23 protein-coding genes and 1 pseudogene are annotated in these 26,191 nt (G+C 64.9%); 16 read left to right on the plus strand and 8 right to left on the minus strand.

What is annotated here, in order from left to right:
- Window positions 1-169: 169 nt before the first annotated feature.
- Together YWC_RS0104960 and YWC_RS0104965 are read left to right on the plus strand one after the other, a co-directional pair.
- On the plus strand, window positions 170-2,662 hold the full coding sequence (locus tag YWC_RS0104960; RefSeq protein ID WP_027864373.1) for a TonB-dependent receptor: 2,493 nt from the start codon (window positions 170-172) through the stop codon (window positions 2,660-2,662).
- A gap of 11 nt (window positions 2,663-2,673) precedes the next feature.
- Window positions 2,674-4,503: a phytase gene (locus YWC_RS0104965; protein WP_051306252.1), complete on the plus strand. Its 1,830-nt coding sequence runs from the start codon at window positions 2,674-2,676 to the stop codon at window positions 4,501-4,503.
- Window positions 4,504-4,564: 61 nt separating this feature from the next.
- Here the strand turns inward: YWC_RS0104965 and YWC_RS0104970 are convergent, their stop codons facing one another.
- Both YWC_RS0104970 and rpiA read right to left on the minus strand, forming a co-directional pair.
- Entirely contained in the window at window positions 4,565-4,891 is a 327-nt protein-coding gene (locus YWC_RS0104970; RefSeq protein ID WP_027864375.1) for a hypothetical protein, read from the minus strand.
- 11 nt (window positions 4,892-4,902) lie between these two features.
- The gene (gene rpiA, locus YWC_RS0104975; protein ID WP_027864376.1) at window positions 4,903-5,580 is read right to left on the minus strand and encodes a ribose-5-phosphate isomerase RpiA; all 678 of its coding nucleotides are present in this window, start codon (window positions 5,578-5,580) and stop codon (window positions 4,903-4,905) included.
- 166 nt (window positions 5,581-5,746) lie between these two features.
- Here rpiA and YWC_RS0104980 point away from each other — a divergent pair, with 166 nt between their 5' ends.
- The 5 genes from YWC_RS0104980 to YWC_RS28355 all read left to right on the plus strand — a co-directional run bounded on the left by YWC_RS0104980 (window position 5,747) and on the right by YWC_RS28355 (window position 11,614).
- The gene (locus tag YWC_RS0104980) at window positions 5,747-6,976 is read left to right on the plus strand and encodes an efflux RND transporter periplasmic adaptor subunit (RefSeq protein WP_027864377.1); all 1,230 of its coding nucleotides are present in this window, start codon (window positions 5,747-5,749) and stop codon (window positions 6,974-6,976) included.
- 8 nt (window positions 6,977-6,984) lie between these two features.
- On the plus strand, window positions 6,985-7,725 hold the full coding sequence (locus YWC_RS0104985; protein WP_027864378.1) for an ABC transporter ATP-binding protein: 741 nt from the start codon (window positions 6,985-6,987) through the stop codon (window positions 7,723-7,725).
- Window positions 7,722-8,945 carry an ABC transporter permease gene (locus YWC_RS0104990; protein ID WP_027864379.1) on the plus strand — a complete coding sequence of 408 codons (1,224 nt, stop codon included), beginning with the start codon at window positions 7,722-7,724 and terminating at the stop codon, window positions 8,943-8,945. Before YWC_RS0104985 ends, YWC_RS0104990 begins: the two co-directional genes overlap by 4 nt.
- A gap of 2 nt (window positions 8,946-8,947) precedes the next feature.
- Window positions 8,948-9,763, plus strand: coding sequence for a hypothetical protein (locus YWC_RS0104995; protein ID WP_027864380.1), 816 nt, complete (start codon window positions 8,948-8,950; stop codon window positions 9,761-9,763).
- Between the two features lie 216 nt (window positions 9,764-9,979).
- Window positions 9,980-11,614: a methyl-accepting chemotaxis protein gene (locus YWC_RS28355; protein WP_036213094.1), complete on the plus strand. Its 1,635-nt coding sequence runs from the start codon at window positions 9,980-9,982 to the stop codon at window positions 11,612-11,614.
- A gap of 18 nt (window positions 11,615-11,632) precedes the next feature.
- On the opposite strand, the gene YWC_RS28360 is transcribed toward YWC_RS28355, so the two are convergent.
- On the minus strand, window positions 11,633-12,358 hold the full coding sequence (locus YWC_RS28360; protein ID WP_229413010.1) for a penicillin-insensitive murein endopeptidase: 726 nt from the start codon (window positions 12,356-12,358) through the stop codon (window positions 11,633-11,635).
- 196 nt (window positions 12,359-12,554) lie between these two features.
- Here YWC_RS28360 and YWC_RS0105010 point away from each other — a divergent pair, with 196 nt between their 5' ends.
- Both YWC_RS0105010 and YWC_RS0105020 read left to right on the plus strand, forming a co-directional pair.
- A complete protein-coding gene (locus YWC_RS0105010) occupies window positions 12,555-13,046 on the plus strand; it encodes an Hcp family type VI secretion system effector (protein ID WP_027864381.1) in 492 nt (163 codons plus the stop codon).
- 430 nt (window positions 13,047-13,476) lie between these two features.
- On the plus strand, window positions 13,477-13,659 hold the full coding sequence (locus YWC_RS0105020) for a hypothetical protein (RefSeq protein ID WP_027864383.1): 183 nt from the start codon (window positions 13,477-13,479) through the stop codon (window positions 13,657-13,659).
- Between the two features lie 262 nt (window positions 13,660-13,921).
- Here the strand turns inward: YWC_RS0105020 and YWC_RS0105030 are convergent, their stop codons facing one another.
- Genes YWC_RS0105030 through edd form a run of 3 tightly spaced genes read right to left on the minus strand, consistent with a single transcriptional unit; the run spans window position 13,922 to window position 17,035 of the window.
- Window positions 13,922-14,443, minus strand: coding sequence for a hypothetical protein (locus YWC_RS0105030; RefSeq protein WP_027864385.1), 522 nt, complete (start codon window positions 14,441-14,443; stop codon window positions 13,922-13,924).
- Between the two features lie 52 nt (window positions 14,444-14,495).
- Window positions 14,496-15,119, minus strand: coding sequence for a bifunctional 4-hydroxy-2-oxoglutarate aldolase/2-dehydro-3-deoxy-phosphogluconate aldolase (eda, locus tag YWC_RS0105035; protein ID WP_027864386.1), 624 nt, complete (start codon window positions 15,117-15,119; stop codon window positions 14,496-14,498).
- Window positions 15,116-17,035, minus strand: a complete 1,920-nt coding sequence (gene edd, locus YWC_RS0105040; RefSeq protein ID WP_027864387.1) for a phosphogluconate dehydratase — start codon at window positions 17,033-17,035, stop codon at window positions 15,116-15,118. Before edd ends, eda begins: the two co-directional genes overlap by 4 nt.
- A gap of 240 nt (window positions 17,036-17,275) precedes the next feature.
- Between edd and pgi the strand changes: the two genes are divergently transcribed.
- The 6 genes from pgi to tal all read left to right on the plus strand — a co-directional run bounded on the left by pgi (window position 17,276) and on the right by tal (window position 24,021).
- Entirely contained in the window at window positions 17,276-18,919 is a 1,644-nt protein-coding gene (pgi, locus tag YWC_RS0105045) for a glucose-6-phosphate isomerase (RefSeq protein ID WP_027864388.1), read from the plus strand.
- Between the two features lie 18 nt (window positions 18,920-18,937).
- Window positions 18,938-19,837 (plus strand): SMP-30/gluconolactonase/LRE family protein, encoded by a 900-nt coding sequence (locus YWC_RS0105050; RefSeq protein WP_027864389.1) that lies wholly within the window; start codon window positions 18,938-18,940, stop codon window positions 19,835-19,837.
- Window positions 19,838-20,040: 203 nt separating this feature from the next.
- The gene (gene zwf / locus YWC_RS0105055) at window positions 20,041-21,510 is read left to right on the plus strand and encodes a glucose-6-phosphate dehydrogenase (protein ID WP_027864390.1); all 1,470 of its coding nucleotides are present in this window, start codon (window positions 20,041-20,043) and stop codon (window positions 21,508-21,510) included.
- A gap of 11 nt (window positions 21,511-21,521) precedes the next feature.
- The gene (locus YWC_RS0105060; protein ID WP_027864391.1) at window positions 21,522-22,376 is read left to right on the plus strand and encodes an SIS domain-containing protein; all 855 of its coding nucleotides are present in this window, start codon (window positions 21,522-21,524) and stop codon (window positions 22,374-22,376) included.
- Between the two features lie 57 nt (window positions 22,377-22,433).
- Window positions 22,434-22,934, plus strand: a complete 501-nt coding sequence (gene msrC / locus YWC_RS0105065; RefSeq protein ID WP_051306233.1) for a free L-methionine (R)-S-oxide reductase MsrC — start codon at window positions 22,434-22,436, stop codon at window positions 22,932-22,934.
- Between the two features lie 154 nt (window positions 22,935-23,088).
- A complete protein-coding gene (gene tal, locus YWC_RS0105070) occupies window positions 23,089-24,021 on the plus strand; it encodes a transaldolase (protein ID WP_027864393.1) in 933 nt (310 codons plus the stop codon).
- Window positions 24,022-24,077: 56 nt separating this feature from the next.
- On the opposite strand, the gene YWC_RS0105075 is transcribed toward tal, so the two are convergent.
- Window positions 24,078-24,515 carry a TetR family transcriptional regulator C-terminal domain-containing protein gene (locus YWC_RS0105075; RefSeq protein ID WP_229413022.1) on the minus strand — a complete coding sequence of 146 codons (438 nt, stop codon included), beginning with the start codon at window positions 24,513-24,515 and terminating at the stop codon, window positions 24,078-24,080.
- Between the two features lie 9 nt (window positions 24,516-24,524).
- Window positions 24,525-24,698: pseudogene (locus tag YWC_RS33660) on the minus strand (TetR family transcriptional regulator); the annotation flags it as partial.
- A 154-nt stretch (window positions 24,699-24,852) separates the two neighbouring features.
- Between YWC_RS33660 and YWC_RS28365 the strand changes: the two are divergent.
- The gene (locus YWC_RS28365) at window positions 24,853-26,169 is read left to right on the plus strand and encodes an efflux RND transporter periplasmic adaptor subunit (RefSeq protein WP_036213101.1); all 1,317 of its coding nucleotides are present in this window, start codon (window positions 24,853-24,855) and stop codon (window positions 26,167-26,169) included.
- The last annotated feature ends 22 nt before the right edge of the window (window positions 26,170-26,191 follow it).

Consider the following 26,191-nt stretch of genomic DNA (forward strand, 5'->3'; position numbering starts at 1 on the left):
CCTGCCCCAGGTTCCGGCGATCAGGAGCGCTGCCACAGGACGCACCGATATGCCAAGGGGGTCAATTCGGCTCATTCGATCCACCCAGTGGCCGGTGGCCGGATTGCCGTCACCGGTACGTCACATTCGGCCACCAGAATCCGCCGCATTCCAACAACACGGTTCCCCCATGCGCTACTTCGCCCTTCCCGCCCTCACCGCCGGCCTGCTGTCCGCGACCGGCGTTCATGCCGCCGACGAACCCAGTGTCGTCATCACCGGCCAGCGCGCCAGCCTGGCGCACGCCATTACTGCCCAGGAACAGGCCGACAACATCGTCAGCGTCGTCAGCAGCGACGACATCGGCCACCTGCCAGACAAGAATGCGGCCGAGGCGCTGGCGCGGATGCCGGGCGTGTCGGTGCAGCGCGACCAGGGCGAAGGCCGCTACGTGGTCGTGCGCGGCCTGGATGCGGACTACAACAGCGTGACCATCAACGGTGCACTGGTGCCCTCGCCGGAAGCCTCGCGCCGCGCGGTGGCGCTGGACGTGCTGCCGGCCGGCCTGGTGCGCTCGCTGACGGTGTCGAAATCCAGCACGCCCGACCAGGACGCCAACTCGCTGGGCGGCACCGTCGAGGTCAAGACCCTGTCGGCCTTCGACCTGCCCGGCACCCTGTTCAGCGTCGGCGCGGCAGTGGGCCGCGACGGCAACACCCGCCGGTACAGCCCGCAGGGCAACCTGCTGTGGGCACAGCGCTTCATGGACGGCAGGCTCGGTATCGCTGCCGGGCTGTCGGGCGAGAAGCGCAAGTTCGGCTCCGACAACGTGGAGACCGGCGGCGCCTGGGATGGCGATCGCCTGTCCGGATTCGAACTGCGCGACTACCTGCCGCAGCGCGAGCGCCGTGCCGGCGCCCTCAACCTCGACTACCGGCCGGACGCCCGGACCAGCCTTGCACTGCGTGGTTTCGTGAGCCGCTTCTCGGACGAAGAGTCGCGCGACCGCCTGACCGTGGGCGACTTCGACGGCGACGAGGTGGCGGAAGGCGACCTGGATACCGCGCGCCTCGAACGCCGCCTGCGCCAGCGCAAGTACACCCAGGAGATCCGTTCGCTGACCGGCGTACTCGACCACCGCTTCGGCGCGGGCTGGAAACTGCACCTGGAAGCTGCCGCCAGCCGCGCCACGGACGAGACGCCCGATGCGCTCGGCGACGCGCACTTTCGCAACGTGGACGACTTCGAGGGCGTCGGCTTCACCAATGGCCGCGTGCTGCGCCTGGTCGCGCCGGCTGCCGCGTTCGACGCCGCCAACTACGAGGTAAAAGGGTTTGCCCTGTCGCGCGAATACGCGAAAGACCGCAGCAACCAGTTGCGCCTGGACCTGCAGCGCGATTTCGCCGCCGGCGACTGGCTTGGCGCGCTCAAGTTCGGCGCCAAGGCCACCCGCCGCGACAAGGACAACGATGCCGACGAATGGGAATACGGCAGCGACGATCCGGACGACAGCGACTACTTCGGCACCGGTCCGACCTCGCTGAGCGCCTTCGTCGCTCCCAACCAGCTCGACTACAAACTCGGCCACATCGGCCAGGCCATCGACCCGGCCCTGGTACGCGCCCGGCTGGCCGCCCTGCCCCGTGCCGGCGCGCTCCTCGCAGCCGAATCGGCGCTGGACGACTTCCGCATGCGGGAAGACATCGACGCCGCCTACCTGCAGGCCAGCTTGCGCAGCGGCGCCTGGTGGCTGCTGGCGGGTGTGCGCGCCGAGCGGACCCGCTTCAAGGCGAGCGGCTCGCAGGTGGCCGACGACGGGATCAATGCCCGCGACGCCGGCCGTTCCTACACCAACTGGCTGCCCGGCCTGCACTTGCGTTTCGACCTCGACGGGGCCACCAGCCTGCGCGCCGCATGGACCAACTCGGTGGTGCGCGCCAACTTCAGCCAGCTGGCGCCCGGCATCAGCCTGGACGGCGACGAAGCCGTCATCGGTAACCCGGAGCTGGCGCCGCTTCGCTCGCACAACCTGGACGTCGGGTTTGAACGCCTGATCGGCAAGGAAGGCGTGGTCTCGGCCTATGTGTTCAGCAAGCAGATCCGTGACTTCACCTACACCACCAACCTGGCCGGCAGCGGCGCCTGGCTTGACTACTCCAGCGCGATCTCCTACGCCAACGGCGGCGAGGCGCGGGTGCGTGGTATCGAACTGTCCTGGCAGCAACCGCTGCGCATGCTGCCGGCGCCGTTCAACGGCCTGCTGGTCGGCATCAACGGCGCCGTGACCCACTCGCGCGCCGGCATCGATAGCAGGGGTGAAGACGGCGCGCGCTCGGCACGGACCATCCGCCTGCCGGGCCAGTCCAACCGGGTCGGCAATGTGATGCTCGGCTACGAGAATGGCCCGTTCAGCGCCCGCCTGGCCCTGAACTACAAGTCTTCCTACCTGCTGGAGCTGGGCGAGGACGTGCTCGACGCAAGCCAGGACCGCTGGGTCGACGCCCAGAAGCAGCTCGACTTTTCGCTCTCGTGGAAGCTCGACAAGCGCTGGCAGCTGACCTTCGATGCCAGTAACCTCAACAATGAGAAATACTATGTGTACCAGGGCGAGCGCGCCCGCAACGCCCAGTATGAACAGTACGGCCGCAGCTACAAGATCGGCCTGAAAGCGAGCATCTTCTAATGAACATGCGGATGAACAGCATCATACTCCCGGCCTTCCTGTCCGCCCTGCTGGCGGCTATCCCGGCATTCGCCGCGCCTGTCGTGCCGGCGGCGCTCGACAAGGCGGAAGAGCTGGCGGCCTTGCCCGGCGGCAGCTGGCTGGCGCTCGACAAGCGCGGCCTGCGCCTGGTCGACACCGACGGGCACGAACGCGCCGTCCTGGCCCTGCGCGGCGAGCAGCTCGACCTGCGTCCCGTGGACGGCGGCGCGCTGGCGATCGTGATCGACTCGAATGCCGAGCGCCTGCTGCCGGTGCGGGTCGACACCCGGGCCGGCACCCTGGCAGCGCTGCCTGCTCTCCCGGAAACCGGCTACGGCATCGAAGCCGCTTGTCTGTACCGTGACGCCCAAGGTCTCGACCACGTATTCCTGGCGGCCAAGGACGGCCAGGCGCAGCAGTGGCTGCTGGGTGCCGAGTATCGCCTGGTGCGCCGCCTGGCCTTGCCCCCAAGCGTCCAGCATTGCCGCGTCGACGATGCGAACCACACCCTGTTCGTGGCCGAGGAGGGCATGGGCGTATGGGCCTACGGCGCCCAGGCCGAGGGTCCACCGGCGCGCTCGCCGGTGGCGCTGCGCACTCCCCATGGCAAGCTGGCTGGCGAGATCGGTGCACTGGCCGTCCTGCGGGGCGGCCTGGCTGCCATCGACGACAAGGGTGACCTGCTGACCTGGCGCCGCGACGGCGGACGCTGGCAGTCCTTGCGGCCACGCGCACTCGGTGCACAGCAGCTGGTGGCACTGGAACCAGCGTCCGAGCGGCTGCTGGTCCGTACCGGCAAAGGCTGGCAGGCGCCCTCGCTCGGCTGGAAGGCCGGCACTGCGCCACTGCCTCCCCTGCCGACCGTGCTGCCGCGCATGCAGACCGAGCCGGTCGCACGTACGGGCGACGCCGCGGACGATCCCGCCATCTGGGTCCATCCCACCGACCCGACCCGTTCGCGCATCCTCGGCACCAACAAGAAGCAGGGACTGCTGGTGTACGACCTGCAGGGACGCCAGACCCAGCTGCTGGAAGCGGGACGCCTGAACAACGTCGACCTGCGCCAGGACCTGCGCTTCGGCGCCGAGCGTTTCGACCTGGCCGTGGCTACCCAGCGGGACCAGAATGCGATGGTGCTGTTTGCCATCAGCGCGCAGGGTGAGGTGAGCGAGGCGGCGCGCCTGCCGACCGGCCTGGGCGACATTTACGGCACCTGCGTGTCCCGTAACAGCGAGGGCGGACTGGACGCCTTCGTGAACGACAAGGACGGCCGCTATGAGCACTACCGGATCACCCGCGACGGCGGCCGCTTCGTCGCCCGCCTGGCGCGCAGCTTCAGGGTGGCGACCCAGCCGGAGGGCTGCGTGGCGGACGACCGCAGCGGCCTGCTGTTCGTGGGCGAAGAGAGGCGCGGCCTGTGGGTCACCTCGGTCCGCGCCGACCAGCCAGCGACATTGAAGATGGTATTGCCGGTAGGGCCGGTGCTGCATGCCGATGTCGAGGGCATGGGCATCTACCATGGCGCCGGCAAGAGCTATCTCGTGGTCTCGAGCCAGGGGAACAACAGCTATGTGGTGCTGGATGCGGCGGCGCCCTTCAGGGTGCGCGGAGCGTTCCGGATCGGGACGGATGCGGCCAACGGGATCGATGGCGCGTCGGAGACCGATGGGCTGGAGGTGACGTCGGCCAACCTGGGTGGGGTGTACGGGCGGGGGATGCTGGTGGTGCAGGATGGGTTCAAGCGAATGCCGGATGGGCCGCAGAACTTCAAGGCCGTGGCGTGGGAGGATATTGCCAAAGTGTTGAAGCTGGAGGATTGAGCGCGCTCCCTGGCGCGATCTGGTTCGTCGTAGGCGCCACCGCGCCTACGACCTCGGGAGACTACATCTTCACGCACTGGCGCAATTCACAGCGCGCCATGAATACTTTCCCATCCTCGCAGCGCATCCGGTAGACCTCCACCGGCCCCGGCTCGGTCACCAGACCGGCGCCCTGCCCGCTCGTGCAGCCCTGCTGCTTCGCCAGCTTCTCGACCGTCGCCGACGACACGCCGATCCTGAACGGCACGCGCTCGATCGGCGTGCCGTTCGGGTCGGCCAGGCCGGGGGCCGCCGGCTTGGCGGCCGCCACAGGCGCCGGCTCCACCTTGCTCTTGAACAGCGTACAGCCGCCCAGCAGGACGGCGACCAGCAGTAGCGCGTGCTTCATGCGTTCTCCGCTCAGAAAGTCAGGGTCTTCACGCCTTCGGGCGTGCCCAGCAGGCAAACGTTGGCGCCCGCCTTGGCGAACAGGCCGACCGCGATCACGCCGACGATCTGGTTGATTTTCTCTTCCATTGCGACCGGGTCGGTAATCGACAGGCCGACCACGTCGATGATCTCGCCGCCGTTGTCGGTGATGAAGGCTTCATCCGAACCGGCCTTGGTGCGCAGGCGCGGCTGGCCGCCCAGCAGCGCCAGCTGGCGCATCACCGAAGCGCGCGCCATCGGGATCACTTCCACCGGCAGCGGGAAGGCGCCCAACGTTTCGACAAGTTTCGAACCGTCCGCGATGCACACGAATTTCTTTGCTACAGATGCCACGATCTTCTCGCGGGTCAGGGCCGCGCCGCCGCCCTTGATCATGGCGCCGCTGGCGGTGATCTCGTCCGCGCCGTCGATGTAGACCGCCATCGAGGTGACCTCGTTCAGGTCGAACACGGGGATGCCATGGCCGCGCAGGCGGCTTGCCGTCGCTTCGGACGAGGCCACGGTGCCCTTGATGCGGTCCTTGATCCTGGCCAGTTCGTCGATGAAGAAGTTGGCCGTCGAGCCGGTGCCGACGCCGATGATTTCGCCGTCCACCACGTAATCGATCGCGGCGCGCGCCACGGCTTGCTTGAGTTCGTCCTGGGTCATGATGCTGTCAGTGAGGTAAAAGGAAGCCGCCATTTTAGCGGATCGCTCCGTCCAGCCCCCGAAAACGACGCTTCGTCGCATGGTTTTGCCAGTCGATGCATCACGCATTGCCAAGCTGATATCCGTACAGCACACTAAGTCTTTCCGTAGGTTAAAGAACAGCACAATGAAATTCTTGACGAAGAAGCGGGTGGCGATCGCCGCCGGGGTGATCGTGGTGTGCGGCGCGGCCGCTGCCTGGATGATGCCGAAGGGCGAGCCCACAGTGCCGCCGTCGAAGTACCGCACCGCGGCAGTCGACATGGGCGCCATCAACCAGACCGTCACCGCCACCGGCACCATCAATCCGGTCGCGCTGGTGAACGTCGGCTCGCAGGTGTCCGGCACCGTCGTCGAGCTGAACGCGGACTTCAACGACCGCGTCACCAAGGGCCAGGTGCTGCTCAAGCTCGACCCGACCATCTTCAACGCCCAGATCCGCCAGTTCGAAGCCAGCCGCGCGTCCGCCATGGCCAACCTGAAGCTGGCCGAGGCCAACTACCAGCGCAACCAGCAGCTGGTCACCCAGAGCTTCGTCTCCAGCACCGCGCTCGACCAGAGCCGCCGCGAGATGGACGTGGCCCGCGCCAACGTGCAGCTGGCCCAGGCCCAGCTCGACCGCGCACGTGCGGACCTGAACAACAGCGTGATCCGCTCGCCGATCGACGGCGTCATCATCAAGCGCACCATCGACCTGGGCCAGACCGTGGCGGCCTCGTTCAACACGCCGAACCTGTTCCAGATCGCGCGCGATCTCACCAAGATGCAGATCGACACCAGCGTGTCGGAAGCCGACGTCGGCGCCCTGAAGGACGGCCTGCCGGCGCGCTTCGTGGTCGACGCTTACCCGGACCGCGAATTCCACGCCACCATGCGCCAGTTCCGCCTGGCCGCCAACGTGGTGCAGAACGTGGTCACCTACAACGTCGTGCTCGACGTCGACAACCAGGACGAGATGCTGAAACCCGGCATGACGGCGCAGGTGCGCCTGGTGGTGGCCAACCGCCCGAACGTGCTGCGCATCCCGACCACCGCGCTGCGCTTCCAGTTGCCGGAAGAGGAACAGGAAAAGCTGCGCAAGCAGGAACAGGAAAAGGCCGGCAAGGACGGTAGCGTCAAGCAGGTGGCGCAGAAGCCGGCGGCCCCTAGCCAGGACGACGACCTCGCCTTCCGCACCGCCAACGAGACCGCGCGCCAGTACAAGGTCTACCGCCTGGATGCCAAGAACCAGCCGCAGCCGGTCGACATCCGCGTCGGCCTGTCGAACTTCCGCTATACCGAAGTGGTGTCCGGCGGCCTGAAGGCGGGCGACCAGGTCGTCACGCGCACGCTGGCGCAGCCGAAAGAGGACATGTGAGCGCCGACATGACTTCTTCTTCATTGATCGATATCCGCGGCGTCACCAAGACCTACGTCAGCGGCAGCGTCGAGACCCGCGTGCTGCACGGGATCGACCTGCAGGTGGCGCGCGGCGACTTCGTGTCCATCATGGGCCAGTCCGGTTCCGGCAAGTCGACCCTGATGAACATCCTCGGCTGCCTCGACCAGGCCACCGGCGGCACCTACCTGCTCGACGGCGCCGACACGCGCTCGCTGTCGCGCGCCCAGCTGGCCGACATCCGCAACCGCGCGATCGGCTTCGTGTTCCAGAGCTTTAACCTGATCAAGCGGATGAGCGTGGCCGAGAACGTGGCGCTGCCGCTGATCTACGGGGGCTGGGGCCGCGGCAAGGCGCATGCGCGCGCGCTGCAGGAGCTCGAGCGCGTCGGCCTGGGCGGCCTGGCGAAGCGCACCCCGAGCCAACTCTCCGGCGGCCAGCAGCAGCGCGTGGCCATTGCCCGCGCCCTGGCCACCGACCCGCCCCTGCTGCTGGCGGACGAACCGACCGGCAACCTCGATACGCAAACGAGCGACGACATCATGTCCAGCTTCCAGCAACTGAACAAGGAGCGCGGCATCACCATCGTGCTCGTCACCCACGAGGCCGACGTTGCCGCCTACAGCCGCCGCCTGGTGCGCCTGAAGGATGGCCGCGTGCTGTACGACGGTCCCTCCGCCGAGGGCCTGCGCCAGCTGAGCACGAACCACACTGAGGTGCCGGCATGAACTTCATCCAGGTACTGATCGAATCCTTCCGCTCGATGGCGGCCAACCGCCTGCGCACGGCCCTGACCATGCTCGGCATCGTGATCGGCATTGCGTCCGTGGTCCTGCTGCTGGCGATCGGCGACAGCATGCAGCGCTTCATCGGCAAGGAACTGCAGCAGCTCGGCACCAACATGCTGTACGTGTTCCCCGGCGGCGACCGCACCACCGCCCAGCGCGCCCGCGCCGGCGCGGTGCCTTCGCTGTCGATCCACGATGCGGCCGCGCTCAACGACCTGCCCAGCCTGACCGGCGCTGCGCCGGCGCTGCAGGGCAGCTTCAAGCTCAGCGCGGGCAACGAAAACCTGAACAGCCAGGTGCACGGCGTGACCCCGGCCATGTTCAAGATCCGCAACTGGAAGCTCGACCAGGGCAACATCTTCAGCGAAGCGGACGTGCGCGCATCGAGTCGCATGGTAGTGATCGGCCAGAAGATCGCGGACCAGTTCTTCTACAAGACCGATCCGCTGGGGCAGTACATCCGCATCGAGAACGTCGCCTTCCAGGTGATCGGCGTGCTGGCCGGCGAAGGCAAGCAGATCGACGGCTCCGACATCTCGGAATTCGTGCTGATACCGATCACGGCGGCCAGCGCCAACCTGATCAAGATGCCCTTCCCGCAGAACGTGCACTACATCGCGGCCCAGGGACGCCCGGACATGTCGCTCAAGGAGGCGGAAGAAGACGTCAAGGAAACCCTGCGCGCCCGCCACCGCATCCGCCTCGACAGTCCGGACGATTTCAAGGTGCAGAACATGGCCTCGTTCGCGGAGACCGCCAACACGATCAGCGCCGGCGTCGCCATGCTGCTCGGCCTGATCGGCGCGATCTCGCTGCTGGTGGGCGGCATCGGCATCATGAACATCATGCTGGTGTCGGTCACCGAGCGGACCCGCGAGATCGGCATCCGCATGGCCATCGGTGCGCGGCCGCGCGCGGTGCTGCTGCAGTTCCTGGCGGAGTCGGTGGTGATCTGCGTGGCCGGCGGCCTGGTGGGCGTGGCGATCGCTGCGGCCGGTGCGGCGGCGATCACCTCGACCGGCAAGTTCGACGTGTACCTGACCTTCCAGGGCGTGCTGGTGGCTTGCGGCTTTGCTATGGCCGTGGGCGTGTTCTTTGGATTCTATCCGGCGCGCCGGGCTTCGCGCCTGCTGCCGGTGGATTGCTTGCGTTACGAGTAGACATGAAGAAGTTGTACGATCCCGCCACGCCGCCGGTCGCGGCGCTGGCGGCCTTGATGGTGTTCACCGCCCTCGCCACCGTCCCGGCCCGGGCCGTGGCCCGTGAAGGGGCACCGGGGAAGGCCGGATCGGCCGGACTGCAGCTGGACGAGCAGGCGCCGGTCCACGTCCATCGCAAGACCAACCGGGGCGACCTGCCCTACAAGCCTTTCTTCCTGATCCAGACCTATCTGCAGTCGCTGCTTCCGCCCGAACCGCGTTCGATCGACCTGCTGGGGCGGGTCGAGTTCGTCGCCAAGAGCGAAGCGGAGAAGGATTTGTTCGCGCCGGATTCCTGGGCAGTCGCCATCGTCGGGGACGAACTCGACCAGGTCGTCCCGGTCCGCCGCGGCGGCTACTTCCTGCTGCCGAAAGTGAAGCTGGGCATGCTGGAACTGGGCACCATCATGTTCAACACCCAGACCCAGAAAGGGAAGATGAGCGTGGCATGGAAGGTCCGGGTTCCGCCCACGCAAACGCTCTCGTATGCCGAATTCGCGAAAGCGCTCGAGGAAGTCAGCTACGTCCAGAGGCAGATTCCCACCTACCGCTACGACCTGCGCGAAATCCGGCGCCACGGCCACAACGCCTTGCGGGCCTGCTTCCTGGGTGGTCCCGGCCGTATCGAGATCGATGGCCGGCCGGCCATGACGATTCCCGACGGCGCCTGCCAGGTGCTGAAGCACGATGCTGCCATCGCGCGCGAAGGCAAGGCGCAGATTGCTTTTGTGGGAAAGCTCGACATCGTCACACTGAAGGAAGTCATCAAGGGGGACTAGCCGCCGCGCAGCGCGGCTGGCGCTCTTCCTGCTTCCATCCGCAGCCCTTCTCGCTCGCGAAAACTTAATTCATCAGCAAGTTTTCGTTTCCTAGATGCAACAATGTTCAAGATTATTCCCGGTCTGATAAGCCCGTTTCGCCCTCAAATGGCCCTTCTTGAAGTAAAGTTCTGGAATAACTATTCTATAAACTGCACATTTTCTGACTAGGGCATCATGAAAATCAACAATCTCAACATCGGCATCCGGCTGGGCGGCGCCTTTGCCGCAGTCATTCTCCTGATGGCGATCATGCTCGGCAGCATGCTGTGGCAACTCGAACGTATCGCCGAGGCGAAAGAAGTGATGGCGCAAACCGGCCAGAAGACTGCGCTCGCCAAGGACTGGCTCGAAGGCGTCTCCGCCAACAGCGTGCGCTTCGTTGCCAAACTCAGGAGCAACGTGCCGGGCGACGACCAGTATTACGACGAGCGGATCGCGACCGCCCGTGCCAAGGTCGCCAAGGTACAGGAGCAACTGCAGGCCATGGACCATACGCCGGACGGCGCGGCCCTGCTGGATCGGGTTAGCGAGAACGACCGGACCTGGTACGCCCTGGGCGAAGCCGGCTTCCAGCGAAAAGCCGAGCTGGGAGGCGAGCACCCAGAGGTCCAGGCCTTCTTCAAGGACAAGGTCGCCCCGCAGATGCGCGCCTATATCGCCTCGCTGGATGAGATGGTGGCCTACCAGACGGAGCAGTCCGAACAGGCCCAGGCCGACATCGACGCCCTGCAGCTGGCAGGACGCCGCCTGTTGCTTGGCGTCGGCGCCTTCGCCCTGGCGAGCGCGGCCCTGTTCGGCTGGCTGCTCACGCGCAGCATCACGCACCCGCTGGCCCATGCCGTGCGCGTGGCCCGGCGCGTCGCCTCGGGCGACCTGAGCGCCGACATCCGGATCGAATCGCGCGACGAGATCGGCGAGCTGATGGGAGCGCTGCAGGCCATGAACGCCAGCCTGCTCAAGACTGTCAGCGCGGTACGTGCCGGCACCGAGACCATCGTCGGCGCTTCGCAGGAGATCGCCGCCGGCAACCTCGATTTATCGAGCCGCACCGAGCAGCAGGCCGCGTCGCTGGAGGAGACCGCCTCCTCGATGGAAGAGCTGACCGGCACCGTGCGCCTGAACGCAGACAATGCGCAGGAGGCCAACCTGCTGGCCCGGCAGGCGTCCCAGCTGGCCACCCGCGGCGGCGAGGTGGTGGCGCAGGTGGTGAGCACCATGGCCTCGATCAGCGCCTCCTCGAAGAAGATCGCCGACATCATCGGCGTCATCGACGGCATCGCCTTCCAGACCAACATCCTGGCGCTGAACGCGGCGGTCGAAGCGGCGCGTGCCGGTGAACAGGGGCGCGGTTTCGCGGTGGTGGCGAGCGAAGTGCGCAACCTGGCCCAGCGCTCGGCCGCGGCGGCCAAGGAAATCCGGCTCCTCATCGCCGATTCGGTGGACAAGGTCGGCGCCGGCGGGCGCCTGGTCGACGAGGCCGGCGACACCATGCAGGACATCGTGGACGGCATCGCGCGCGTGACCAACATCATGTCCGAGATCGCCGGCGCCAGCGCCGAGCAGACGGTCGGCATCGATCAGGTCAATGCCGCCATCGTCCAGATGGACGGCGTAACCCAGCAGAACGCCGCGCTGGTCGAGCAGGCCGCTGCGGCGGCGGCCTCGATGCAGGAGCAGGCCCTGGCCCTGGCCGAACTGGTGCGGGTGTTCGAAATCGGCGACGGCGCGAACCCGGCTACGGCCAGCGCTGCGCGTTTGCCGGCGCGCATAGCCCTGGAATACGAAACCGCAGCGATGCCATTACGGTGAGCTTCCCGACCTACTGCATCAACGCAACAGCCGGCAGTCGATCGCGAAATCGACATGGTAATGCTCATCATGCCGGATCCAGGGCTTCATCTTCATAAAAGGAAGCGAAGCGAGCTTCTTGCCCTGTAGCGTACCGGAGAGGCGACGCGTCAACTCTGGATCGAAGATGACGCGTGCAATACGGACGCCGCGATTGCGCGCCTGTTTCTCCAGTTGAGCCAAATGCGCAGTGATCGCATTGAAATCGATGTGCAAGTCGCCCAACTTACCATCTGTACTGAACTCCAGATCGTAGCCGAAGCGATTCTGTGGCGTTGCGGGCAGGAGCGCCGGCGAGCCATCGAGTTTTCGCACAGGGACCATTAAGTCGACCGAGGTGCCATTCTTGTGCGTCCGATGCGGGGGCATCGGACCGCCGTGGCTCAGTCCCGTTTCACCATAGACGAATGTCACCTTGGGCAGATCGTGCTTTAGCTCTTCGTACGCATCTTCCACGATAGCTCGGACAGTCGCATGCACATAAGTTCGACCCAAGAGCACCCCTAACTTGGTATAGGGAGCAAAATTAGCCCCCTTGTCGCTCAGTGGCACCGCGTTCTCGATCCTCCCATTGGCCGGAGTGCCAAAGCAGGTGCTTGCCAAGACGGGCGCGACAGGCAACGCTAAAGCAAAGACCACTCCAGCGAATGCACTAAAGATAGGTCGCATGATTTCCTCAACGCAAAGGACGAGCAAGTTTGCCACGCAGATTTCGGAGGATCAACTCACGATATGTCGCCGGATGAGGGGCCGCAAGCTATGGCCATAGTTCGAGCGAACGTCCATAGCCGCGTGGAAGAGAACAGTCGTTGATCTTCTTCGGCAGCTCCCCTGTCTCAAGCCAAGTTCCGCCCGGTTCGGTTGGGCAAGAATCGCCATTCGACATGCAACGGGGACATCAATGGCGAACGACGCTTACTTGCAGATTGACAGTATCAAAGGAGAGTCGACGGATCAAAAACATAAGGATTGGATCGAGGTCAGCAACGTTCTGTACGCGATCCATCAGCCTAGGGCCGAAACCACGTCCACAGCCGGAGGCCTGACAAGCGGCAGAGCCGACCTTCTCCCGATTACGTTCAAGAAGCTTGCAGACATTGCTTCCCCGATCCTGCTGCAAACATGCGCAGCAGGTAAGACTATCGGCAAGGCGACTTTTGAATTCATGAGGGCAGATAGTAACGGCAACCCCATTCCTTACTTCCGCATCGAGCTCGAGAACCTGCTGATCGCCAGTATCACGCCGGATAGCGGTGACGCGGGAATCATTGCCGAGCGGGTCCAGCTTTCGTATGCCAAGATTCGATGGAACTATATCAGGCAGAGCATCCGAGGAGGTATGCAAGGCAACACCTCGGGGGGCTGGGACTGTTCAGCCCATCGCGTCTGCTAACCGGGGCGCCTATGTCCAGGTATGAAGGCGACGAAATGATTGTCTGCCCGCTTGACGTCTCCGACTTCCGGCACGTTTGTGCTGTCATTGTATCGGGCGACAAGGGGAACCCCTGCGGCCATGCGCTACTTCACGTTGGCGATGCCTGGTATTTCCATGTGGCGGGCTTCTACAAGTTGCCTAAGTACATGCACGAGGATGGATACCGGCGATATATGAGAGAGAACAACAAGCGCGAGATTCGCCGCTGGCCTATCAGGCTACCCAATCCTCGGGGAGCACATGAAAAGCTTCACGACTTACTAGCGAAAAAGTGGTTGTGGGGCATCGTAGTGAACAACTGCACTTCCTTTGTAGAGGAGATTGTGCAGGCAGGTGGAAGTAACGCTTATCAGATGTTCAACTGCCCATCAGCGGAGCCCTTCGCACCATGAAACGCACCCTCGTGTCACTTGGCGCATTCTTCTTGGTGGCTGCGCTTATTTACATTTCGATATTCATCTTCGATCCGGGGATGTATGTTGAGACGGCGTTCGTCATCATCGTCTATCCTTCCATCGCTGTGGGGATCATCACCGCGGTTGTATGGAGGCCAAAGCACCGTCGCGGCTAGTGGCCAGGTTCATCGCATGACCCGGAGAATTCTACTTTCCCTCGGCGCCGGTTTTCTGGCCTGCTTCGCTGTCTGGCTGTCCATCATTCTGTGTGCACCCGACCTGTATGTCGAAACCGCAGGTGCCATCATCTTTTATTCCTTGCTCGCTGCAACCGCCGTCACCTTTATCACTCTCTGGTTCTCGGAATATCTGCTGTTGAAAGCCGCAGGTCGAAGGGGGACTTAGGAGCGGCCGAATGAGACGCACCTAATGTGCAGATCAAGCCCCACGTCTTGCCAGGCGCCTCAGATTCAGCAGACCGCGGCCATACCCGCGCGACAGATTCGCCACGCTGGACGGATCGGCCAGAAAATCCGCCAGCACACGTTCATACAGCGCCAGGCTGTCGCGGTAACGCTCCTGGCGCATGGCGCCGGGCCGGCGCAGGAATTTCAGCACGAAATAATCGGCCAGCAGGTCGCCCTGCGCCTCCATGTTGTAATCGGAGAGAAGCGCGCCCTCGCGCAGCGTGTAGGCATACGAAAGCCCGAGACGCACCGCCCCGCGCATCCGCACCGGATACCCCAGCTGGTGCTGCCACACGTGCACCATCTCGTGCATGAACCAGTGGATGGCGCCGGGGTCGCCGCGCGAGTAATCGGGAAGAAAGCAGGACCGGTGAAAATACATGCTGCCGTTCGGCGTCATGCAGCAGTTCTTCGGCTGGAAGGGCATGTAGCGCCGGCCGTGAATACGGACGCGGCTGTAGTCGATGGCGTCGCGGAACAGCAGCGACGCCATCGCGATCTCGTTCCCGGTCAAGGGCCGGGAACGAGGACGTTGCAAGGAAGGCTCAGGCAGCACGCAGCGCGGAAGCCGCTTTTGCCAGTTCGGTGATGCCGGCCCAGTCGCCGTTGGCGATCAGGTCCTTCGGCGTCAGCCACGAACCGCCCACGCAAGCCACGTTCTTACAGGCCAGGAACTTCGGCGCGGTCTCGATCGAGATGCCGCCGGTCGGGCAGAAGGTCACGTCCGGCAGCGGGCCGGCAATGGCGTTGAGCATGCCCACGCCGCCCGCCGGCACCGCCGGGAACAGCTTCAGTTGCTTGAAGCCGTGCTCGCGCGCCGCCATCACTTCGGACGGCGTCATCACGCCCGGCAGCAGCGGCAGGCCGCTCTTTTTCGCTGCCTCGATCATGGCCGCGGTCAGGCCCGGCGAGACGCCGAACACCGCGCCCGCGTCGCGCGACGCGGCAAATTCTTCAGGCTGGGTCAGCGTGCCGACGCCGACGATCGCGCCTTCGACGGTGCTCATGTCGCGGATCGCCTGCAGGCCGTGTTCGGTACGCAGCGTCACTTCCAGCACGCGGATGCCGCCTGCCACCAGGGCCTTGGCCAGGGGGACGGCGTGGGCCGGGTCGTCGATGGCGATGACAGGGATCACGCTCGCCGAGCGCATGATTTCAAGTAAGGTCATTTCTGCGTCCTAAAGAGAAAGTCTTCGTCGGAACCGGGCTGCACTTCATCGGTCTGGATACCGTCGTGCAGCGGCACGGTGGTTTCGATTGGCGACGGCAGCGGGAACGTTGCCGCCCCCTCCTCCGCCGGGCTGGAATGGGAACGGAACATCGCGAACAGTTCGCGGCCCATGCCGATGTGGCTCTTCGACAGGTCGGCGCTGGCCATGCCGCGCGCGGCCCACACGGTGTCGGTCACCAGCGCTTCCAGGGTGCCGGTGGTGGCGTCGACACGGATGATGTCGCCGTCGCGCACCAGGCCGAGCGGGCCGCCGGCCAGGATCTCGGGCGACACGTGGATCGCCGCCGGCACCTTGCCGGAGGCGCCCGACATGCGGCCGTCGGTGACCATCGCCACCTTGAAGCCGGCATCCTGCAGGTTCGACAGCGCCGGGGTCAGTGCGTGCAGTTCCGGCATGCCGTTGGCGCGCGGACCCTGGAAGCGGATCACGGCCACGAAGTCGCGATTCAAGAGGCCGTCCTTGTAGCGCTGCATGAAGTCTTCCTGCGAATCGAAGGTGATGGCCGGCGCTTCCACCACGTGGTACTCCGGCTTGACCGCCGAGATCTTCATCACGGCGCGGCCCAGGTTGCCCTGCACCAGCACCATCCCGCCGTTGTTGGCGAACGGATTGCTGGCCGGGCGCAGCACCGCTTCGTCGCCGCTCTTTTCGGCCACGTCGCGGAACACTACCTTGCCGTCTTCGCCCAGGAAGGGCTCCTTGCAGTGCGCGCGCAGGCCGCGGCCGAGGATGGTGTTGACGTCTTCGTGCGCCAGGCCGGCATCGAGCAGCTCGCGGATCACGAAGCCCGGACCGCCGGCGGCCTGGAAGTGGTTCACGTCGGCTTCGCCGTTCGGGTAGATCCTGGTAAGCGAAGGCACGACTTTCGACAGCTCGTCGAAGTCGTTCCAGTCGACCACGATGCCTGCTGCGCGGGCGATGGCGATCAGGTGCAGGGTGTGGTTGGTCGAGCCGCCGGTCGCGTGCAGCGCGACGATGGCGTTGACGATGCTCTTCTCGTCCACGATTTCCCCGATCGGCATGTACTGGCCTCCCTGCTGCGAGATCGCGACGGCCTGCTGGGCCGCGGCGCGGGTCAGCGCGTCGCGCAGCGGCGTGCCCGGGGTGATGAAGGCGGAGCCCGGCATGTGCAGGCCCATCATCTCCATCAGCATCTGGTTGCTGTTGGCGGTGCCGTAGAAGGTGCAGGTGCCCGCGCCGTGGTAGGACGCCGATTCGTTCTCCAGGAGCTCCTCGCGGGTGGCCTCGCCCTTGGCGTAGCGCTGGCGGACGGCCGCCTTTTCCTTGTTCGAGATACCGGTGGTCATCGGACCGCCCGGCACGAAGATGCCCGGGATGTGGCCGAAGTGCAGCGCGCCAATGAGCAAGCCCGGCACGATCTTGTCGCAGATGCCGAGGTAGAGGGCCGAGTCGAACATGTTGTGCGACATCGCCACCGCGGTCGCCATGGCGATGGTGTCGCGCGAGAACAGCGACAGCTCCATGCCCGGCTGGCCCTGCGTCACGCCGTCGCACATGGCCGGCACGCCGCCCGCGAACTGGGCCACGGCGTCGACTTCACGCACGGCTTCCTTGATCACCGCCGGGAAGGTTTCGAAGGGCTGGTGCGCCGACAGCATGTCGTTGTAGGACGAGACGATCGCTACCGACGGCTTCTTGTATTCCTTCAGCTTGAGCTTGTCGTTGGCCGGGAAGGCGGCGAAGCCGTGCGCGAGGTTGGTGCACGACAGCGCTCCGCGCTGCACACCCTGCACGCGGGCGGCTTCCATGTGCGCGAGGTAGGCCGCGCGCGATGGGCGGCTTCGCTTGATGATCCGGTTCGTTACCTGTTCGACTACGGGGTGCAGCGCCATGATCGTTCCTTCGTAAATTTAGTATCTGAAATTTTACTACAGATTTGAAAGGGACGCAGCCAAGCCATTTTCGGCTCGCCTGTAGAGAGAGTTCGTCCGAAGATGCCCGAACCCGACTGCCGTACGCGTGGTAAAGCTGCCACTCTTTTATGTAGTGAATTTACGCACGCATCCTGTATTATTCGTTAATCTGCTATTGACAACATTGTGCCATCGACACCGCTCATTGACACCGACCTTATGCGCCAGCCAACCCTTACCAGCACCACCAGCTTCCAGGCCCTCGAAAACCACGCCGCCACGGCAGAAGACTGGGAGATGCGCGACCTGTTCGCCGCCGATCCCCAGCGCTTTGCGCGGATGTCCGTCGAAGCGGCAGGGCTGTTCCTAGACTATTCAAAAAATCGCCTCGACGGGCGCACGCTTGAACTGCTTGCGGCGCTTGCGCGCGAGCGCGGCGTGGAAGAACGCCGCGACGCGATGTTCGCGGGCGAACGCATCAACAATACCGAAAACCGCGCCGTCCTCCACACTGCCCTGCGCGCCCCGCGCGGCAGCAAACTGGTGGTCGAGGGCCAGGACGTCGACCTTGAGGTGCACGCGGTGCTCGACCGCATCCGGACCTTCACCGATGCCGTGCGCAGCGGCGAATGGCTGGGCCACACCGGCAAGCCGATCACCGACATCGTCAACATCGGCATCGGCGGCTCGGACCTGGGCCCGAAGATGGTCGTGCTGGCCCTGCGCCACTACGCGCATCCGCGCCTGCGCATGCACTTCGTGTCCAACGTCGATGGCCATGACATGGACGCCGCCCTGTCCCAGGTCGATCCGGAAACCACGCTGTTCATCGTCGCCTCGAAGACCTTCACCACCGCCGAGACCATGATGAACGCGCAGACCGCGCGCAGCTGGTTCCTCGAACGGGCACCGGAAGAAGCCCTGGCGAAGCACTTCGTAGCCGTCTCCACCAATCTTGAGGCCATCAAGACCTTCGGCATCGACCCGGCCAACATGTTCCCGTTCTGGGACTGGGTCGGCGGCCGCTACTCAGTGTGGTCGGCGATCGGCCTGTCGGTCGCGCTGGCGGTCGGTTACGGTTACTTTGCCGACTTCCTGGCCGGCGCCCACGAGATGGACCAGCATTTCCGCACTGCCCCGGTCGAGCAGAACATGCCGATGCTGCTGGCCCTGGTCGGCTTCTGGAACCGCGAGTTCCTCGATGCGCACTCGGTCACGATCGCGCCCTACCACCAGGACCTGAACCGCTTCCCGGCCTACCTGCAGCAGCTCGACATGGAGAGCAACGGCAAGTGCGTCACGCGCGACGGCGACCCGGTCGACACCCCGACCTGCCCGGCGATCTGGGGCGAGCCCGGCACCAACGGCCAGCACGCCTACTTCCAGCTGCTGCACCAGGGCACCGACCTGACGCCGATCGACTTCATCGCCGCCCTGCGTCCCGCGCACGAGATGGAGCACCACCATACGGCCCTGCTGGCGAACTGCTTCGCGCAGTCGGAAGCCTTCATGAAGGGCAAGACCATCGACGAGGTGCGCGCGGACCTAGTGGCGCAGGGCTTGGCCCCCGAAGAAGTGGAACGCCTGGCGCCGCACAAGACCTTCCCGGGCAACCGTCCGAGCAACACCATCCTGATGGAACGCCTGACCCCGAGCACTCTGGGCGCCCTGATTGCGCTGTATGAACACAAGACCTTCGTGCAGGGCGTGATCTGGAATGTCAACAGTTTCGACCAGTGGGGCGTTGAGCTCGGTAAGGTGCTGGCGAAGAAGATCGAAGCCGAGCTGGCAGGCGAGCCGCAGCCGGCGAATCACGACAGCTCCACCAACGGCCTGATCGCCCGCGCCAAGGCCGCAATCTGAACCTGATCACGACATACCATGGCAAGCGATAAATTTGAAGTGGTGCACGACGCGCCGATGCTGGTAGGCGAAGCAGCAACCTGGCACGAGGTCGAGTCGGCACTGTACTGGGTGGACATCAACGGTTACACGGTCAACCGCGTGCACCCGGCCAGCGGCAAGTATTCGTACTGGAAGATGGGCTCGGAGCCTTCTGCGCTGGCGGTCGACGGCGACAACAACCTGATCGTGTCCCTGCGCTCCGGCCTGATCTGCCTGAACACGACCAGCGGCAAGGAAACGCCGATCGCCGACGCGCCCTACGACACGTCCATCGTCCGCTTCAACGACGGCCGCGTGGACCCGGCGGGCCGCTTCTGGATCGGTACCATGTACGAGCCGCGCGACAAGCCGGCGGCCGAGATGTACGTGCTCGAGCGCGGCCAGCTGCGCCGTGCCTGGGCTGGCGGCATGACCAACTCGAACGGCCTGGCCTGGAGCCTGGACGGCAGCACGATGTTCCATGCCGACACCACCACACACCGGATCGACTGCTACGACTACGACCCGGTCACCGGCACGCATTCGAACGCACGCACCATCAAGACCTTCTCGCTCGACAAGTCGGCAGCCGACTATGGCGGCCGCCCGGATGGGGCCACGATCGACAGCGAAGGGGCCTACTGGGTCGCGATGTTCGAAGGCGGCCGCGTGCTGCGCATCTCGCCGTCGGGCGAGATTCTGCGCGAGATCGCGCTGCCGCTGCGCTGCCCGACCTCGCTGGCCTTCGGCGGGCCGGATTTGCGCACGCTGTATATCACCAGCGCCAGCCACGGGCGCTCGGCCGAGGAACTGGCGCGCTATCCGCTCAGCGGCAAGGTGCTCTCCATCCGCGTCGACGTGGCGGGACGCGAAGAGCCGGAATACGCGCACCGCTGACCTGTAGGGCGGACGGCTCGCCGTCCGCGCGTTCAAGCAGTGTAAGCATGGATGATGCGGCTCGTCGCATCGTGTCGTTGAACGCGCGGTCGGCAAAGCCGACCACCCTACAAACCCCAGCAATTTCGTAGTAGATTTTCTTGCTAAGCGAATATCTGTGTAGTAAATTTACACATTGCTGATCACTTCTTCCAGACTTTCCCATGGCTCTTTCCGATTTCGACCTCGTTTTCTTTGGCGGCAGCGGCGACCTTGCAATGCGCAAGCTGCTCCCCGCGATGTATGCGCGCGATGTCTGCAATGACCTGCCCGATACGGCCCGCATCATCTGCGTGGGCCGTGACGACTTCTCGCAGGAAGACTTCCTCCAGTTCATCGAGAAAAATTCGAAGCCGCATATCAAGGAAACGCCGCAGGATGAAACCTGGGCCCGCTTCCTCAAGCGCATCGTCTACGTGGCGCTGAACGCCACCGACCTGTCCACCTTCGGCCCGCTGGTGGAAGCCCTGCGCAAGGATGAAGCGCTGACTCGCGTCTACTACCTCGCGACGCCGCCGCATTTGTTCGCGACCATCTGCGACAACCTGGCCGAAACCAGGCTGGTCTCGCCGAACTCGCGCGTGGTGCTGGAAAAACCCCTGGGCCGCGACCTGGCTTCGGCCAAGCAGATCAACCTCGACGTCGGCAAGGTGTTTGCCGAATCGCAGATCTACCGGATCGACCACTACCTGGGCAAGGAGACCGTGCAGAACCTGCTGGCCCTGCGCTTCGGGAACATCCTGTTCGAGCCGCTGTGGCGCCGCGAGTGGATCTCGGACGTGCAGATCACCATCGCCGAGAAGATCGGCGTGGGCAACCGCCTGGGCTACTATGACACCTCGGGCGCGCTGCGCGACATGCTGCAGAACCACCTGCTGCAGCTGCTGTGCATCGTGGCGATGGAACCGCCCACCTCGATCGCGCCGGACGCCGTGCGCGACGCCAAGCTGCAGGTATTGCGGTCATTGAAGCGTTTTACCCCGACCACGCTGGCGCAGAACATCGTGCGCGGCCAGTACCGCTCCGGCCACATCGACGGCCAGGCGGTGCCGGGCTACCGCGAGGAGCCGGACGCGCCGAAGCAGTCCAGGACCGAGACCTTCGTTGCCATGAAGGCCGAGATCGACACCTGGCGCTGGGCCGGCGTGCCCTTCTACCTGCGCACCGGCAAGCGCATGGCCGACCGCCTGGCCGAGATCGTGGTGCGCTTCAAGCAGATCCCGCATTCGATCTTCAACCAACCGACCTCGAGCTTCCAGCCGAACAGCCTGGTGATCCGCCTGCAGCCGGACGAAGGCCTGTCGATGAACCTGATGGCCAAGACCCCGGGCGACTCGATGCGCCTGAAGCAGGCCGAGCTCGAACTCGACTTCCGCGAGCAGTTCACCAGCCCGCGCATGGAAGCCTACGAGCGCCTGCTGGTCGACGTGCTGCGCGGCCAGCTGACCCTGTTCATGCGCGGCGACGAGCTGGAAGCCGCCTGGGAATGGGTCGAGCCGATCCTGGAACACTGGGAGCAGAACGACAGCGCGCCGGTGCCCTACACCTCGGGCACCTGGGGCCCTGCCGCCTCGAGCGCACTGATCGGCCGCGACGGCCTGCAGTGGCGCGAAGAAGTGCTGCCTGAAGACTGACGGCTACCATCATGCTGCTCGACTCCATCCGCACCCAGCTCGACTCGCTCTCCAAATCCGAACGCAAGGTGGCGCTCGCCGTGCTCGCGGCGCCATCCAACACGGTGAGCCAGAACATCACGGCGCTGGCCAAGAGTGCGCAGGTGTCGGAACCGACCGTGGTGCGCTTCTGCCGCACCCTCGGCTACGACGGCTGGCACGAGTTCAAGCTCAAGCTGGCCCAGGGCCTGGCGCTGGCCCTGCCGGGCGCGAACGAGCAGCCGGCGCCGGACGACCTGGCGGCCGACCTGGTGAATAAAATCTGCAGCCGCTCGATCAATACCCTGCTCGACCTGCGCAACAACCTCAAGCCGGAACTGGTCCAGAAGGCGCTCGACATCCTGTCGCGCGCCAACAAGATCGAATTCTACGGCCAGGGCTCGTCGGGCTTCGTCGCCGCCGACGCCCAGCACAAGTTCTTCCGCTCGGGCGTGCCGACGGTGGCCTACACCGACCCGGCGATCCACTCGATCGCCGCGGCCCTGCTGCGCGAAGGCGATGCGGTGGTGGCGATCTCGCAGCGCGGCAACAATCCGGCCCTCACCCGCTCGGCCAAGCTGGCGCGCCGTGGCGGGGCCGACGTGATCGTGCTGGCGCCCTCGGGCACGCCGCTGGCGGAGATCGCGACCCTGTTCATCCCGATCGACCTGGTGTTCGCGATCGACCCGTACACGCCGATCTCGGCGCGCCTGGCCTACCTGGTCGTGATCGACGTACTGGCGGTGGGGCTGGCGCTGCAGCGCGGACCGGAATTCCGCAAGAAGATGCAGAACGCGCAGAAGGCCTTGCAGGAGTTCGATATGCAGTTCGATTCGTTCATAGGCTGACCCAACCCACCACAGGTGTAAAATACCCGGTTTCCATAGCATCCCGGGTCTACGCCAATGCACATCAATCCCGAACGCAGCTCCCGTCCCGACTACCCCCTGCTGGAACGCCAGGTCGAAAGCGTCCTCGAGGGCGAACGCAGCCTGATGGCGAACGCCGCGCAGTTTTCCGCCCTCGTCTACGACACCCTGGCCGACCTGAACTGGGCCGGTTTCTACTTTACCGTTCCGGCGCGCAAGGGCGACGGCCATGACCTGCTGGTCGGCCCTTTCCAGGGCAAGCCGGCCTGCGCCCGCATTCCCTTCGGCCGCGGCGTCTGCGGCGCCTCCGCCGCCGAGCGCAAGACCATCGTCGTGCCGGACGTGCATGCCTTCCCGGGCCATATCGCCTGCGATTCGGCGTCGAATTCGGAAATCGTGATCCCGCTGGTCAAGGACGGCGAGGTCGTCGGCGTGTTCGATATCGACAGCCCGCAGCTCAACCGCTTCTCCGACGAAGACCGTGAAGGACTGGAGCGCATGCTCGCCGCGTTTATGGACGGTACGGACTTCGTTTGACTATGTCGAACTTGGGTCCCGGCCGGCGCCGGGACGACGGTTTTGAGGCCAACATACTAGAGATCGTCGTTCCGGCGTAGGCCGGAACCCAATTTCCCTACCGAAGCCGCTAAACTGGAATTCACAGCATCATCACTCAACACCGAGCCCCCACATGAACCAACTTGAACAACTCAAGCAGTACACCACCGTCGTCGCCGACACCGGCGATTTCCAGTCGATCAAGGCCTATGCCCCGCAGGACGCGACCACCAACCCGTCGCTGATCCTGAAGGCCGTGCAGAAGCCGGAATACCGCCCGCTGCTGGAAAAGGCCGTCGCCGACGCCAACGGCGCCTCGGTCGACGCCATCGTCGACAGCCTCCTGATCGCCTTCGGCGTCGAGATCCTGAAGTACGTGCCGGGCCGCGTCTCGACCGAGATCGATGCCGCCCTTTCTTTCGATACCGAAGCCACCGTCGCCAAGGGCCGCGAACTGATCGCCCTGTACGAAAAGGCCGGCGTCTCGCGCGAGCGCGTCCTGATCAAGATCGCCTCGACCTGGGAAGGCATCCGCGCCGCCGAGATCCTGGAAAAAGAAGGCATCCACTGCAACCTGACCCTGCTGTTCTCGCTGTGCCAGGCCGTTGCCTGCGCAGAAGCCGGCGTCAAGCTGATCTCGCCCTTCGTCGGCCGCATCTACGACTGGTACAAGAAGTCGACCGGCACCGACTACACCGGCGCGGACGATCCGGGCGTGCAGTCGGTCAAGCGCATCTACCAGTACTACCGCAAGTTCGGCTACCAGACCGAAGTGATGGGCGCGAGCTTCCGCAACACCTCGCAGATCCTGGAACTTGCCGGCTGCGACCTCCTGACCATCTCGCCGGACCTGCTGCAGAAGCTGGCCGATACCGAAGCGCCGGTCGAACGCAAGCTGGTGGCGGACGCCAATGCAGACATCCAGAAAATCGCGATCGACGAGAAGACCTTCCGCTTCATGCTGAACGAAGACGCGATGGGGACCGAGAAGCTGGCCGAAGGCATCCGTGCCTTCGTGGCGGATTCGATCAAGCTGAAGAAGATGATCGAAGAACTGCTGAAGTAAAAAGAAAACCCGCTTTCAAAGCGGGTTTTTTGTAGGGTGGGCGGATTCCGCCCACCCTACGAGACCCGCAGTCCGTCCAGGTAGGTATCGATCACCGTCCCGCCCAGCTGCATCAGGTCGAACCAGGTCGGCTCGAAGATCCAGTTGCGGATCAGCCCGTCGACCAGGATCCAGCCGCCCTGAGCGGCCGCCAGCGTGGTCACGCCCTGGCGCAGCATGCCTTTCTCCTGCGCCTGCTTCAGGTGCCCTTCCATGCGGTCCTGCCACAGGGTGATCGATTCTCTGCGGCGCGCGCGCACCGAATCCACCTCGTCGATGAATTCCGTCTTCAGGGTGGCGATCTCGAACACGCGGCGCGCCTTCTCGTCCTCGACCACGATGCGCAGCACGGTCATCATCTCGTCGCGCAGGCATTGCAGCGGATCCTTCACGTCGCGTTCGTGGTCGAGCTGCTGCAAGGCCTCGTCCATCGGCAGTTTCGCCCGATCGAACATGGCGTTGAACAGCGCGGCTTTGTCCAGGAAATGCCAATAAATAGCACCGCGCGTGACACCCGCAGCGGTCGCAATATGCTGTAAAGTCGTTCTTGAGACGCCTTGTTCAGCAAACAATCTTTCAGCAGCATCCAGGATGCTGTCGCGGGTCGCCGCAGCTTCCGCCTTGGTTTTACGTGCCATTTTTTCAGTGCCCTCCCATTAGAAGGGGCTCTCCAGCAATAAACATACAGCCGTGATAGTATATAAAACTGTCCGTAAAATCCAGTGACAATTCCTGCGTGATCGAAAGGTGTGCGCCGGATATCGAAACAACAATGAGAAGGAAGCATACGTAATGCGCTCAGACCACTCCTCCCACTCCCTGACCCGCATCGCCGCAGGCACGCTGGTGGCCATCGCCCTGTTGTCAGGCTGCGGCAAGAAAGATGCCCCGGCGGCCGGTGCCCCGGGCGGCGGCATGCCGGCGCCGGAAGTCGGCGTCATCACCACCAAATACGAACCGGTCGCGCTGCTGACCGAACTGCCGGCGCGCGCCGAGCCGGTGCGTACCGCCCAGGTCCGTGCACGCGTCGACGGCGTGGTGCTCAAGCGCCTGTTCACCGAAGGCAGCATCGTCAAGCAGGGCCAGTCCCTGTTCCAGATCGACCCGGCGCCCTACCAGGCGCGCCTCGCGGCGGCCCAGGCCGACGTCGGCAGCGCCCAGGCGACCCTGAACCAGGCCACCGCCCAGGCCGAGCGCTACAAGCCGCTGGTGGAAGCCAATGCCATCAGCAAGCAGGAATACACCAATGCCGTCGCCGCCCAGAAACAGGCGGAAGCGGCCGTGGCGGCCGCCAAGGCCCAGGTGCGCATCGCCCAGATCAATACCAGCTACGCCAACGTCTACGCCCCGATTTCGGGCCGCATCGGCCGCGCGCTGGTGACCGAGGGCGCGCTGGTATCGGCGGCCCAGGCCACCGAACTGGCGCTGATCCAGCAGACCGACACGATGTACCTGAACATCACCCAGTCGGCCAGCGAACTGCAGCGCCTGCGCAAGCAGGCCGGCAACAACGCCAAGGACGCCGCGGTCAGCGTGATCCTCGACGACGGCACCGAACTGGCGACCAAGGGCCGCCTGCAGTTCTCGGACATCACCGTCGACCCGGGCACCGGCCAGGTCACCCTGCGCGCGACCGTGCCCAACCCCGATAACGCCCTGCTGCCGGGCCAGTACGTGCGCGTACGCCTGGCCCAGGCGGAAATCCCGAACGGCATCGTGGTGCCGCAGCAGGCCGTCACCCGCGGCGGCCAGCAGGGCGATACCCTGATGGTTGTCGGCGCGGACAACAAGCCGGCCCAGCGCGTCGTCAAGATCGGCTCGCAGCAGGGTTCCAACTGGATCGTCACCGACGGCCTGAAGGAAGGCGAACGCGTGATGGTCGACGGCTTCCAGAAGCTGCAGATGCTGCCGCCGGGTACCCCGGTCAAGGCGGTGCCATGGCAGTCCGCCACCGCAGCCGCCCCTGGCGCGGCGCCTGCGCCGACCGCGGCGCCGGCTACCGCCAATGCCGGCCAGGCCGCCGCCAACAACGCGCGCCAGTTGCCTGCTTCGGCCCCGTCGGGCTCCACCGCCGGCGCCGCGCCGGCAGCCGCCTCGACGCGTAACTGAGCCGCCGCAGGAAAAGAACAGG

It is taken from the genome of Massilia alkalitolerans DSM 17462, assembly GCF_000427785.1.
GTDB lineage: Bacteria > Pseudomonadota > Gammaproteobacteria > Burkholderiales > Burkholderiaceae_D > Telluria > Telluria alkalitolerans.